General features: G+C 38.7%; 10 protein-coding genes and 1 pseudogene. 3 read left to right on the top strand and 8 right to left on the bottom strand.

Features of this window, described 5'->3' with window-relative positions:
• Nucleotides 1-300 precede the first annotated feature (300 nt).
• The 4 genes and pseudogenes from NL42_RS04270 to NL42_RS04255 all read right to left on the bottom strand — a co-directional run bounded on the left by NL42_RS04270 (nt 301) and on the right by NL42_RS04255 (nt 5,258).
• Nucleotides 301-999 carry a DUF1826 domain-containing protein gene (locus tag NL42_RS04270; RefSeq protein ID WP_461311880.1) on the bottom strand — a complete coding sequence of 233 codons (699 nt, stop codon included), beginning with the start codon at nt 997-999 and terminating at the stop codon, nt 301-303.
• A gap of 153 nt (nt 1,000-1,152) precedes the next feature.
• Complete coding sequence (locus tag NL42_RS04265) at nt 1,153-3,696, bottom strand: TonB-dependent siderophore receptor (protein ID WP_461311879.1); 2,544 nt, start codon at nt 3,694-3,696, stop codon at nt 1,153-1,155.
• 58 nt (nt 3,697-3,754) lie between these two features.
• Nucleotides 3,755-4,721 (bottom strand): annotated as a pseudogene (locus tag NL42_RS04260) (FecR domain-containing protein).
• 30 nt (nt 4,722-4,751) lie between these two features.
• Entirely contained in the window at nt 4,752-5,258 is a 507-nt protein-coding gene (locus tag NL42_RS04255; protein WP_461311878.1) for a sigma-70 family RNA polymerase sigma factor, read from the bottom strand.
• 366 nt (nt 5,259-5,624) lie between these two features.
• On the opposite strand from NL42_RS04255, the gene NL42_RS04250 reads away from it, so the two are divergent.
• Both NL42_RS04250 and NL42_RS04245 read left to right on the top strand, forming a co-directional pair.
• Nucleotides 5,625-6,998 carry a putative bifunctional diguanylate cyclase/phosphodiesterase gene (locus tag NL42_RS04250; protein ID WP_461311877.1) on the top strand — a complete coding sequence of 458 codons (1,374 nt, stop codon included), beginning with the start codon at nt 5,625-5,627 and terminating at the stop codon, nt 6,996-6,998.
• 144 nt (nt 6,999-7,142) lie between these two features.
• Complete coding sequence (locus tag NL42_RS04245) at nt 7,143-9,089, top strand: acid phosphatase (RefSeq protein ID WP_461311876.1); 1,947 nt, start codon at nt 7,143-7,145, stop codon at nt 9,087-9,089.
• Between the two features lie 121 nt (nt 9,090-9,210).
• Here NL42_RS04245 and NL42_RS04240 read toward each other — a convergent pair whose 3' ends face one another.
• From NL42_RS04240 to NL42_RS04230, 3 genes are read right to left on the bottom strand one after another with little or no spacing between them, the layout of a single operon-like run.
• Nucleotides 9,211-10,125, bottom strand: a complete 915-nt coding sequence (locus NL42_RS04240; RefSeq protein ID WP_461311875.1) for an alpha/beta hydrolase — start codon at nt 10,123-10,125, stop codon at nt 9,211-9,213.
• Complete coding sequence (locus tag NL42_RS04235; protein WP_461311874.1) at nt 10,109-11,008, bottom strand: alpha/beta fold hydrolase; 900 nt, start codon at nt 11,006-11,008, stop codon at nt 10,109-10,111. The genes NL42_RS04240 and NL42_RS04235 overlap by 17 nt, the downstream gene beginning before the upstream one ends.
• A gap of 19 nt (nt 11,009-11,027) precedes the next feature.
• On the bottom strand, nt 11,028-12,080 hold the full coding sequence (locus NL42_RS04230; RefSeq protein WP_461311873.1) for a sugar phosphate isomerase/epimerase family protein: 1,053 nt from the start codon (nt 12,078-12,080) through the stop codon (nt 11,028-11,030).
• Between the two features lie 180 nt (nt 12,081-12,260).
• On the opposite strand from NL42_RS04230, the gene NL42_RS04225 reads away from it, so the two are divergent.
• Entirely contained in the window at nt 12,261-12,860 is a 600-nt protein-coding gene (locus tag NL42_RS04225; RefSeq protein WP_461311872.1) for a TetR/AcrR family transcriptional regulator, read from the top strand.
• 10 nt (nt 12,861-12,870) lie between these two features.
• On the opposite strand, the gene NL42_RS04220 is transcribed toward NL42_RS04225, so the two are convergent.
• Nucleotides 12,871-13,380, bottom strand: a complete 510-nt coding sequence (locus tag NL42_RS04220) for a GNAT family N-acetyltransferase (protein WP_461311871.1) — start codon at nt 13,378-13,380, stop codon at nt 12,871-12,873.
• Between the last annotated feature and the right edge of the window lie 42 nt (nt 13,381-13,422).

Here is a 13,422-nt window from a genome sequence, read left to right as displayed (position 1 = left end):
CTTACTGTGCGTATTTAATCGAGGGAGATATTACTATAATTGATAGTATTGATGTAATATTCATAGATAATTTATGATTAATAACTTATTGAAAATAAATTGAGTCATTGAGCTTAAAAGTTATAAAAATTATTTTTGTGTTCTTGTATGAATTAAAAATTCCATTTCAAAGGGCTAAAGCCTGTTTTAAATGACAGGATTGTCTTAAAGTGAGTTAAATCAAAATATTTAAGAAAAGAATAAAATTAACCCTTAAATTTTATAGAGGCCAAATTCAATTAAAATATATGGAATAAACATTTAACAAATCAACAGCAATCGATATTCACCATGTTTTTCAACAGGCGCCCGATGAACACACGGTAAAACCGTTTGAGTTGGATGATCTACTGCCAAACGCCAAATATGTCCCGTGCCTAAATTTACAGGTTGGGCATTAGATTTAGGCCGATAATGTAAGTCAAAGAAATACTCTGCCAAGAAGGCTTCAAATTCAGCATCTGGGCCGTCATGTAATTCTTTGAGCTTCTCTCTAATTTCTGGAATTAAAACTTTTTGTTCAACCTGATCATTAGGCACAATATCACTGGCAGCGCCGTGATAAGTACATAAGAAAGTATCGGTTTCAATTGGGGAGCGATCAACATGAAATGAATATACATCTGTTGAAATGAAATCTAGCTCTTCATCGCGTTCATAATGTTTAAGTAAGTTAAGTACTGGTGATGCACCAAATTCAGTTAACTGCTCGATATCTTCTAAAATAGTTTTCCTTGCTAGATCGCCTTGTTCTGAAAGCTGTAGCGCTAAAAGGTCTTCAACAGTAACTTCTGTAATATTTTCTTTTAAATGAAGTTTATTCACAATTTCTTTAAAGTCGCCAACCAAATTTCTGTGCCAGCAAATCGCATTTGCCTCTCCTTGAAACTTTGTACTTATAAGTTCAGGGAAACTAGACACTTGTCTAATTTGTTTGCTGTCAGAAAACGCATTCTTCATAGGAGAATTAAATAAAATAATAGTGCATGTCTAATATTATAGCCTGAGCTTAGCCAAAAATATTCAATTCCAATTGATTAAGCCAGTTTAACCTTACTTCAGAAGAGCATTATTTGCCTCTGAAGTAAGATCTTTAAACGTCGAGTAATTTATTTACCACTCATATTTCACACCCACTCGAAAATTAGTCGGAGCGCCGTAATAGCTATTTGTAGTGGCTAAATGGTATTTCTCATTAAATAAGTTATTAACATTAAAGTTGAGCATTAAATTATTGTTGACCTTATAACGTGCCATTAAGTCGACCAAAGCGTAACTTTCTTGAGTAAATCGACCTGTTGCAGAGACCGCATTTTTTTCATAAATTTCGCTTTGCCAACGAATACCGCCACCAATGGTGAGAGCTTCATCAAGATAAGGCAGGGTATAGGTGGTAAACAGTTTGGCTGTATTATTTGGCACACCGGTATTTAATTGGTTGTCTTGACTATCTTTTGATAGGTTGCGGCTAAAGCTTGTAGAAACTTGCCATAAATCAGTCAACTTACCTGTCGCTTCAATTTCAAAGCCGCGGCTTTTTGTGCCAGATTCTGTTCGATAGGCTTGAGAACCATCTGGGGCAAATACATTGGTTAATGCAATCGCTGTATTATCCTCTTTAGTTTGATAAATAGCAGCGCCAACATTTAACTGGTTATCAAAAAACTCACCCTTAATCCCCAGCTCGGTACTATTACCTATTAATGGTTCTATGTATTCGCCTGTAACGGCTTTCTTATCTTGTGGTGAAAAAATATTGGTGTAGCTTGCGTAAGCAGTCCAGTTGTCAGTGAAATCATAGGTAACACCGACATATGGAATCACCTTGCCACTTTCTTCTTGTGTTGTGTAGGTGGTCTTATTATCAGCATTTGAATGGTTGCCAGTTACGCGTTCCCAGTCTTCAATTCGAGTGCCTAAAATGACTGCAAGATTGTCGGTGGCTTTAAGACGAACAGCACCAAAAATAGATTGGCTACGATCATCTCCACTGTACCAGCCATCTATTTTGGTTTCGGGGCGGTTAGGTGTGCTGCCATCCCAAGCAAAAATATTTTTTAGAGTTCCATCCCATGTCATTTTATCGTCAACTGTGTTATTCCAGCCTGAATAGGTAGGACGTTTATTTTTACTTTTTGTGTAAGTCGTACCTAACACCACGTCATGAGTTTGATTAAACAAATCAAATGAACCATTCAAAGTTAAATTGAACAAGTCTTGAGTAGGGCGATAATCCCAACGGGTTGCATATAACATCGCTCCACTACCAGTAGCTTTATCAATCCCTTTACTTGAGAAGGTATAACCTACAATTTCATCCGAATCTGTAATGGTTCTAGACACCACACCTTTTAATTTCCAGCGATCATTAAACTGGTGCTCAATATCAGCAAAGTAAGATGTCGTTGAGCGGTCTGAACCTGTCCAACTTGCTGCCGCTGAATCTGAGCGTGACCAGTTAATCGGTGTGCCATCTGTATAAAAGCTTGGTAAACCGCCTCTAGCGACACCAGTCAAATCGATTTGTTGGTAACTTGCACCCAAACTTGCTTTGGTTTGTTCGGTTAAATCAGCTTCTACTACGGCATAAGCCACTTTACGTTCTTCATTGTAGCGGTCGATATAAGAGTCTGACTTTTGGTAGGCAAATAGAGTACGACCACGAATACTTCCCGACTCATTAAGAGGTGTTGAAACATCAATATCGGTACGGTAAGAATCCCATGAACCAATGTCAGCACTCACCGAAGCTTTAAAGTCCTGTAATGGTTTTTTGCGGACCAGATTAATACTTGCGCTTGCACTTCCGGCACCTGTCATTAAGCCATTTGCACCTCGCACAACCTCTACACGGTCAAATAAAGCCATGTCCTGACTTTGGAAAATACTTGAATATGAACTCATGAGCTTCACGCCATCGAGTAAATAACTATCTACTTCTTTACCGCGAGCGTAAATAGGGGAATTATCACTACCAATATTTCCGCCTTGTTTAATAGAGAGTCCTGCCGCCTGACTTACAACATCGGTTAATTGGGTGAGGTTCTGATCTTTCATTTGTTGATTAGTGATTACACTGACCAATTGAGGTGTTTCTTTCAAACTTAAAGCTAAGCCAGTAGAGGCGGTGGTCGCTTTCGTTGTATATAAACCAGAACCTTCGGTTGTTAGGTTTTCGCCATGATCAGCATTAATATGAATTGTTGCTAAATGGGCTGTACCTGCTTCACCGCCTGCCGTATCAAATTCATTATTGTTATTTGCTTTGGTTTTAATCGTTTCCAACTGAAAGACTTTGGGTTCAATCGGAGCGGGAGAAGACTTCACTCGAATGCTATAGCCGCCATTGTTGACTTTAACGGCTTCAAATGGGTGACTTTGCAATAAAAGGTTTAAGGCATCATCAACAGCGTAATTCCCTTGAAGCCCTTTGCTTTTTGTTTTTGAAAGACTAGCATTATCGTAGCTAATGGTTGTGCCTGTTTGAATCGCCAGTTGTTTAATGGCTTGATCAAGCGTGCTCTGGCGAATTGAAATACTGTAAGTTTGCGCAGCGTAAATAGACGTTGAGGTAAGCGCCGTGACCACCAATGGCGTACTCCATAGCACTGCACGTATAGCCAAAGCCAATTTACTTTTTGCTTGATAATCCTTCATGTGGTCTTCTCGACAGGGAGTGTATTTCTCTATAAGTCGAACCAGATCAAAAAAAGGGTCACATTTTTTTATCTTTTTTTAATATTTAACAAATAGGGACTGTAATAGTTCAGTTCAAGTTGATGGCTATAGGCCAAAGTTTCTAAGCTTTGCTCAGGATTTTTTAGAGAAAATACGCCCGAAATTTTTATATTTTTCAATTCTGCATCGAGATGGTAGCTTCCTTTTTTATAACGGAATAGCTCATCTAGCACTTTTTGAAGTGGCCATTGATCTACAACCAAAAGTTGTTGGGTCCAATAGGGCTGATCGTTATCGAGAGGAAGTGACTTTGAAATATATTTTTCGTCAAAAAAAGCGCGCCGACCTTGTTTTAATATTTGCCGTTTAGAAGAGTCCTCCGGTTCAATTGCGACCGCATGTTTATAGACTTTAACTTTTGTCTGTTCACTACTTTCTTGACGAACCGTAAATTGAGTCCCTAAGGCTTCTACTGAACCATTCTTGGTTTCGACAATAAATGGCCGATGTTGAGCATCCTTTGCCGTTTCAATATAAATTTCCCCATCAATCAGCTTTATCTGACGTGTTTCTTTTGTGAAATTTACATCGATATAGCAATTACTCGCCATAATCAGTTGTGAACCATCCTTTAGCGATACTTTTTTAATTTCACCCACTTTGGTGTGGTAGTCCGACTGCCATTTTTCCCAAGGTATGAAGTAGGCAGACAAGCCAATGATCATTAAACCTGAAAGGCTTAACAGCATATTGCGTTTTGCAGCAAGATTAAATTTTTGATTAGACTGAACTAAAGCTTCGGAAGGGAAGTTGCCTGCAAGGTTTGTTAAGCCATGACTAAATTTTTCCATTTGCTGGAGTGCTAACTGATGTTCTTTTTTTTCGACTTTCCATTGCTCAAACTGTTGCTGCTGTATCGCTGTCATTTCCCCTGAATGCAAAAGTACCAACCAATCTGCGGCTGCATCTAAAACATGGTGAGGGATTTTAGTAATATCTGACATAAGGTAACAAATTAAGCGCAGCTAACAAGGTTAATTATAAAGGTCTATACAAGCTAAAAAAGCTTGTTTCATATCTCTTTTCACAGTGGCTTCAGAAATATTCATTTTTTCACTAATTTCTCGATAAATCATGCCGTCTAGTTGAGACATTAAAAAGACCTGAGCTGTGCGGGTAGGCAGTTTTTCTAATATTAAATGAACCTGATATAGAGTTTCTTGAATATAAACTTCATGTTCAGCGGAGGGATAATATTCTTCTGGAAGATGCTGTAGGGCGTCTAGATAGAGGTTTTCAATATGCTGACGGCGCCAATAGTCAATCATAACATGTTTGGCGATGCCCATAAGCCATGCCTGTGGTTCCTTAATTTTTTGAAAACAATATTCACTTTTTAAAGCACGATAAAACACTTCCTGGCTTAGGTCTTCAGATTGATGATGGTGCTGAAGTTTGTGTTTAAACCATGATAAAAGCGTAGTTTGCTGAGAACGGTAAATTTGGCTAAACCATACCTGTTTGTCTACATCGAGGTTCATAGCAGTGAAGTCCACAAATTGGCACTGAGTAGCGCAATTAAACACACATTTAAATTATTATTAAATAGTAATGATAATTATTATTAATATCAATCATTGGAACGATATATTCTAGAAACAATAATGTTCTAATTTTTCGCTATTTAGAGCCTGTACCTTAGTCGCAGACACATGTATCGTTAGGGGATGATTCTTTAAAATTATAAGGTGTTTGATAAGCAACATCGTTCAATTAAACAACCAAACTATACCACCACGATAAAACAACAACGTTCTCAAGATGAGTCGTATAAATAAGAAGGAATAAAACATTTTGTTTTATTTGTGAATCTTGAAGTGGGGTATCAATGATCCAGATGGGGGTCTATGAAGAAATATTTTATGGTTGATTTATTTATGTTCGCTTCGTCTTTTTTTAAGAAACACAAGAAAAATTACCGTAGCGTAAAGGACCAGCAGCTTACAATTGCAGCCAAAGCAAATATCTTTATTTGCATCATTTTTTGCTTGTTCTGGACCATATATTTTGCATTTGCACAAATATGGTTGATTGTTTACATGGATATCTTTTTTACATTGATCTCCATATTTAGCCTTTTTCTTATTTATATAAATCGAATTTCAGCGGGCATTCTTTTATCTCAAGTCGTTTTGCTGGTTTTTCCAGTGGTGTTCTGCCTATTTTTTGATATAGCTACCGTTGATCGTCCGCAGGTAGCTCATTTATTTTTACCTGCTGGAGCGATATTGGGGTATTTGAATTACCGCAGAGACCCAAGTTATTTACAATTCATTTTAATTTTATTGTCGATTGGGTGTTTTATATTTTTTAGTGGAAGCTCTTTTAATCTTGAGAGTGCTATACCGCTATCTGAAGATATTCGTGATCATGGTGGATGGATTGCAACTTGTGCTGCCACATTGATGATTTGTATTTCAATTTATACCATGCAATTAGAGATACAAATAGAAAACAGCATGGTGAAAGACCTACGCTTAGCTCTTGTGAAACAACAATTTGAGCTTTTTTATCAGCCACAAATCAATTCATCTGAAACGCTGATTGGCGCGGAAGCTTTATTAAGATGGCATCATCCTACTTTAGGTTATGTTCCTACAAAAGATTTCATTCCAGCAGCTGAAACGTTTGGATTAATGCCAGAGATTGGGGAGTGGGTGTTAGCTCAAGGCTGCAAAGTTTTACAAGACTGGAGCAAAAAAGCTGAGACCAAAGATCTTACGCTTTCAATCAACATTAGTGCTGATCATTTTATGCAAGCTAGCTTTGAGCAAACCGTGATTGGAATGGTTCAAAAATATAAGATAAATCCATCGCGGCTCATTTTAGAAATCACTGAAAATATTGCTTTAAATAATTGTGTAAGCATGATCGAAAAAATGCATTTCCTGTCAAAAAATGGAATTCAGCTTTCCCTTGATGATTTTGGTACAGGTTATTCATCTTTAAGCTATTTACAGAAAATGCCCATTAGCCAAATCAAAATTGATCGTAGCTTTGTGCAGGCAGCTTTGGATGATAAACGTAGTAATAAATTAGTCAGTGGCATTATTAAAATTGGACTAGATTTGAACCTTCGCGTGTTAGTCGAAGGCATCGAGACGACTGAACAATTTAGTGCTTTTAAAAAAAATGGATGTACTGAGTTTCAAGGCTATTTATGGGGGTGTCCGATGCCGTTAAATGACTTCTTAAAACAGATAGCCCATTTCAAAAAATAGGCAAAACAACTATTTCAGCAGTTAAGTATAAAAAGTAAAAAGAGAGTTAGTATTGTTTAGAAAAATTTAAATTAATTTTAAATATGTAATAACAACTAAACATTTATGGTGAAAGATATGGATATTTATTAAACGGGTCACATCATGTCTAGCTTTAAAATAAATACACTTTTACTTTCTCTTATCTCTTGTTCGGTCTTTTTTACGGGGTGTAATGACAGCACTAGCTCAGATGATAATTCGACAGAAAATCAAGAAATACCCGCAGCGCCCAAGGGCGTAGGTTTTGAAGATGCTGCTCCAGTTCCATCGAATATCACCACCATTGTAGATTCATGGATGACCAATCAACGTGGTGATGCACGATATGCCACGGTTGAAACAAATGCTGGCGTACGTGTGCTGAGCGGCTTTTTAGATGTATGGGCGCCTTCAAGTTTATTTGTAGATGCGGGCCAATCTGCTGAGGCAAAAGACGGTTTTCCAGCAGTAGTCGCATCAAACTGGACAGGTTTACCGGGCGACAGTACCGATGGTACAAAAAAGAATACAGATGTATTGAACTACAACATTAATTATTCAATTCAAACCACGCATAAACGTACAGACGAAGAAGCTATTCGGGCCTATTTAGATGATAGACGTGGAAAAAGTTATAGCGTAACGACAGGGATGGGAGCATTAACCGATCCTTGGAGAAAACTTACTGGGCAGACCACCACAATTAACTCAGTGCCAGCCGATGCTGCACAAGTAAAATACGATGACAAAGGCAACAATAGTGGACTTACCACTGCCGATGGCAATGCCAACTTTGGAAAAGTGGTTGAATTTGTTCAAGCGATGGGAAATAACTCATCGACGGAATCAGCAAAACGTTTTTATAAATATGCTCGCCCGTGGCGTTGGAGCTCTGAAGTCATTGTAGTACCTAGTTTAGAGCCTGCAAAAAGTAGTACTCCGACCACTGACGGCGGTTTTCCAAGTGGCCACACCGCCGAAGCTGGTCGAAATGCAATTGCAATGGCTTATTTAGTGCCTCAGCGTTATCAGGAACTGGTTGCTCGTGGTTTAGATTTGGGTGATTCACGTATTATTGCGGGAATGCATTCAGCCATGGACGTGATTGGTGGACGACTTCAGTCGATTGCCGCAGATGTTGCAAACTTAAATGCCATGACTGTAGAGCAACGAAAAGAAGCTTATTTACAAGCTCAAACACAGCTCATGAAAGAGACCAATAGTTCAACATTTGAATCGTTTTATAGTTTGTCTAAAACACCTTATGACGCAAATGACCGTTTTGCCGATCTTGAAAAATTAAAACAGCAAGTTAGTCACTGGATGACCTATGGTTTTAACCAAATTGGTGATAAAACAAAAATAGCAACGGTGCCTAAAGGCGCAGAGGTTTTACTGGAAACTCGACTTCCTTATTTAACAGCCGATCAGCGCCGTGTAGTTCTAAAATCGACTGCGCTTGCCTCGGGTTATCCAGTCATGGATGACGTTGAAGGCTATGGTCGTTTAAACCTGTTTAGAGCGGGCGCAGGTTATGGCAGCTTTGATGGTGACGTAAATCTGACCATGGATGCGAGTTTAGGTGGCTTTAACCAATATGACCAATGGAGTAATGATATTACGGGTGCGGGTAAACTGACTAAATCAGGTACAGGAACTTTAGCGCTGACAGGAAATAACTCATTTACTGGCGGTATTGATTTAAAACAGGGTGGTTTAGAAATATTGTCTGAGCATGGTGCAGGTCAAGGCGATATTTATATGCATGAAAATAGCTTATTAAAAACCAACTCAGCTAAAACAGTTACCATTGCGGGTAATTTAACTCAGCTTGCAGGGACCACATTCAACATCACGTTTAAATCGAATGTACTTCCAGCAGTTCAGGTGGCAAATACCCTTACCTTAAATGGAACATTGCAGCTCGTCACAAAAGACAATTTAGCTGCGGGAACGTATACGGTGTTATCGGCTAAAAGAGTCCAAGGCACCTATAAAAAAGTGACACTCAATGGCAAGGATATTACGCCAATCTATCAAAATAATAGCGTTAAGTTTACGGTGTCATAAGTGGAACTTGGATAACCCATATCCATAGTTAAAATTTAATTGGGCCACTCCAGATGTGTGATTAAACAATTTTGAAGAGTGGCCCAACTAAGCAATATGTTTAAATAATCGAAAAATATATCTACATACGAATTTTGCTATAGATCGATTTTACCTTTTCGGGGCTAATTGCCAGCATGTGAATCGCTCCGTGAATCATTCCGTCTAACAAATGAAAGTTCACCTGAATACCGGCATCCCATAGTTTTTGAGCATATCTTTCACCATCATCCCGGACCGGATCATATTCACAAATAAAAATGGTCGCATCTGGTAGTCCTTCTAAAGACTGAGCGAGTAACGGACTTACAAGTTCATTTTGTTTTTCATTTTCATCTTGCACATATTGATCCCAGCAATAAACCATTGTGGATGAGTCCAAACCATAACCTTCGGCGTATTGGCTATAAGAATTGCTACTCATTGTTGCATCTAAAGCAGGGTAGAAAAGAAGTTGATGGCTCACCTTAATTTCCGGATGTTGTTTTGCCATGAGACACGTGGCGGCAGCTATGTTTGCGCCCGCACTATCTCCACCTACAGACACGCGGTTTTGATCAATTCCAAACAGTGAAGCATTGTCATGGATATAGCGAAAAGCCGTAAAAAAATCATTTAAAGGTGTGGGGAACTTAAACTCGGGCGCCAAACGATAGTCCACAGAAAACACAACCAGTTGAGTGGATTCTGCTAATAACCGACACGAGCGGTCCCATGCATCTAAACTTCCAAGACACCAACCTCCACCATGCGCAAAAACTAAAGCAGGTCGTTGCTCTGTGTTTTCGAGTGAATAGGGAACATAAACACGAACTTCAATTTCGGCACCATCTGGTACAGCAATATAAAAACTTTGTTGATAGCTTGCATCATGATGAATGCCTTGCTGATCAATAATGTCTTTATTTACTTGTTCCCTTAGCTCTTGCAACGAGTTTACAGCTTGTGTGGTTGGTTTGGACTTAAGCCAGTTTTCAATTTCAGCAAGTAGAGGCATGGCTTTTTTCCTGCTGTAAAAAATCTAAAATGAGTGAGCTGAATGTTTCTGACTGTTCTTCCATAATGAAATGTCCGCAGTCTTTTACAATTGCACTGGTTAAATGCGGTGAAACTTTTTTCATGGTTTCATAAGGCGCATTATCGGTAGCATGTTCAGCGCCTATGGCTAAAACTGGCATGTCTAAACTTTTAGTTTCTCTGATTTTATTTTGACGAATGGTCTCTGGAATAGAGCGGTAATAATTAAAACCCGCCGTTAATCGACCCGGAATTTTATAGGCTTCAATATAAGTCTCAATCGCCACTTTATCTTTGTGCCACGACCATTTATCAAACATATAATTTAAATAAGTATCTTCACGGCCCGTGATTAAAGCTTCGGGTAAATCTAGGGTTTGGTTAAACATGAAATGCCAAAGAAAGATATTTTCACTCGGCTCAACAAAAATAGGAGGTGCGGGCGCTAAACCGGGAATCACTGCTTCTGTTACCGCAAGACGAGTGACTGACTCAGGAAAGTCAGATGCAAGCGCATAGGCAACCCACATCCCAATATCATGACCAACAACCGAATAAGTTTGATATTCAAGTTCAGTCATGAGCATTGATAAAATTTTAGCGATGCGCCCCGTATCGTAACTTCCATCCAGTGGAGCTGAATTTCCTGTTCCAGGTAAATCAATAGCGATGGCTTGATAACCCTGTTTCGCCAGCTCAAGCATGACTTTGTGCCATGCGTACCAAGTTTGTGGCCAACCCGGAATCAGTAATACCGCTGGACCTTCCCCTAAGGTCACGTAGTGTAATTTTTTACTTTCGATGTGAGTGTAATGATGTTGGAATTCTTTATATGAGTTTTCATTAAATAATTGAGTTTTCATGTTGATCTCTTACGATTCCTTAAATACCTAATAACTGATTAATTTGAGTCTGATTCACAGGGGCAGCAGCAAAGTCATCAAACACTTTATCGGTGACATGAATAATATTTTGCTTAATGAACTCGGCACCTTCGCGTGCGCCATCATCCTTATTTTTGAGGCAGCATTCCCACTCCAACGTTGCCCAGCCTTCGTAGTCGTAATATGCTAACTTGGAAAAAATCGCTTTAAAGTCAACTTGACCATCACCCGTAGAACGGAATCGAGCTGCTCGATTTCCCCAGCTTTGATAGCCGCTATACATTCCTTGGCGACCTGTTGGATTAAATTCGGCATCTTTAACATGAAACATGCGAATGAAATCTTTATAGATATCGATATATTCCACATAGTTCAGTTGCTGCAAAACAAAATGGCTTGGGTCAAAAAGAATATTGCAACGTGGGTGGTTATGAGTTCGCTCTAAAAATATTTCAAATGTAATGCCGTCATGCAAATCTTCACCGGGGTGAATTTCATAGCAAAGGTTTACATCTTGTTCATCACAAGCATTCAAAATAGGAAGCCAACGACGTGCTAATTCATCAAACGCCGTTTCGATGAGTCCTGACGGTCTTTGAGGAAATGGAAATACATAAGGCCATGCCAGCGAACCAGAAAATGTCCCCATGTCTTTAAGACCTAAGCGGGCAGATGCTTGAATCGATGCGAGCATTTGCTGTTTTGCCCACTCGGTTCTAGCTGCTGAATTGCCATGCAAATGAGAGGGGGCAAAGTTATCGCACATTGAGTCATAAGCAGGATGCACAGCCATTAACTGCCCAAAAATATGTGTCGTTAACTCACTAATTTTTAAGCCATGATTATTTAAAGTACCTAATATTTCATCGCAATAATCTTGGCTTTCTGCTGCCAAATTGACATCAAATAAACGCTTATCCCAAGCAGGAAGTTGTACTGCTTCAAAGCCTTGGTTTGCTACCCAAGCAGCAATATCTTCTAGACGGTTAAAAGGGAAAACATCATCACTGAATTGAGCAAGATGAATACTAGGGCCTTTGATGGTTTTCATAATAAAACCTAATTAGTTGTCGATCGACAAACAATAGGCTGAATTTTGGATAAAAACAACTTTTTATTTGAAAATCAAAACAAACCAGGACTATTTTGAATAAATCTCATTGATTTATTTGTGAAAATATTTTTTTCGAATAATAATGAAAAGATGTACTAAGTTTGATGAAGGGTCATTATGGCTGGCAGACCAAGAGAGTTTGATCGAGAAGAAGCCCTCGTAAAAGCGAGAGATTTTTTCTGGCTTCATGGCTATGAAGGCACATCAATGTCAGATTTAGTTGAAGTTTTAGGGATTGCCTCCGCTCGAATTTATAAAGCATTTGGCTCAAAAGAGGCTTTGTTTAGAGAAGCCGTAAATCACTATGAAAAAAATGAAGGTAATTTTGCGTTAAATGCTTTAAAGCAAAAAAATATTAAAGATGCCATCAGCCAATTATTTCAAGATGCGCTAGCGCTTTACACGCAAGCCAATCACTCGTATGGGTGCATGGTTGTGTCCGCAGCGAGTGTGTTAGGTGAAGAAAACCAAGCTGTTTTTGATTGGATGAAAGCACAGCGCATTGCGCGGGGCCAAAGTCTGATCGAACGATTTGTTCAGGCAAAATCAGACGGTCAATTGGTCGCAGAGGCTGACGCTAAAACTTTAGGGCAATATTACGCGCTTGTTCTGCATGGATTATCTGTTCAAGCAAGAGATGGATATTCAAAAGAAGAACTTGCTCAGATAATTGATTTTGCATTAAAAAATCTAGATCAATATGTTGTAAATGCTTAATTAATAGGCTTTAAAAGCGAACAGGAATCTCATAGGTTACAAATTCATATTTGGGGCCTGTAGCTTTTGAAACTACTTTTCCTCCCAAAGATTCAGCAATTTTTCGACTTGGAGCGTTAGCTTCAGCAACTGGATAAATAAAATAGTCTGGTTTAACAAAGTCGACTGCCCACTTAGCGACTGCTGATACAGCTTCTCTTCCATAACCATGAAAATGATAATCCTCGCGTATCCATATGCCTAACTCTGGATGAGGAGTTTGCATACGATGTAGGCCAACAAGACCTATAAATATTTGAGAATGTGCCTCTCTTATAACAAATATAATTTCTGAGCCAGCTTTGAAGTTTTTTAACCAAGCATTCCAAGTTTGATCAAACTCATGTCTTGGTTGAGGGTCCCACGCCATATAGCGTGTTAGGGTAGGTGTGATACAGCTGTAAATTTCATCTGCATCTTCTGCCGTAAATGGTTTTAGATTAAGCCTTTTAGTAGAAATGCTCACTTCAAGCAAACTCATAATGATCCTTATATAAATCAATTAAATTTAATTGTTATCAAA

This window comes from Acinetobacter sp. GN11, assembly GCF_054823985.1.
The sequence above is the reverse complement of the archived record's forward strand: the minus strand, read 5'-3'. Positions and strand labels throughout refer to the sequence as shown.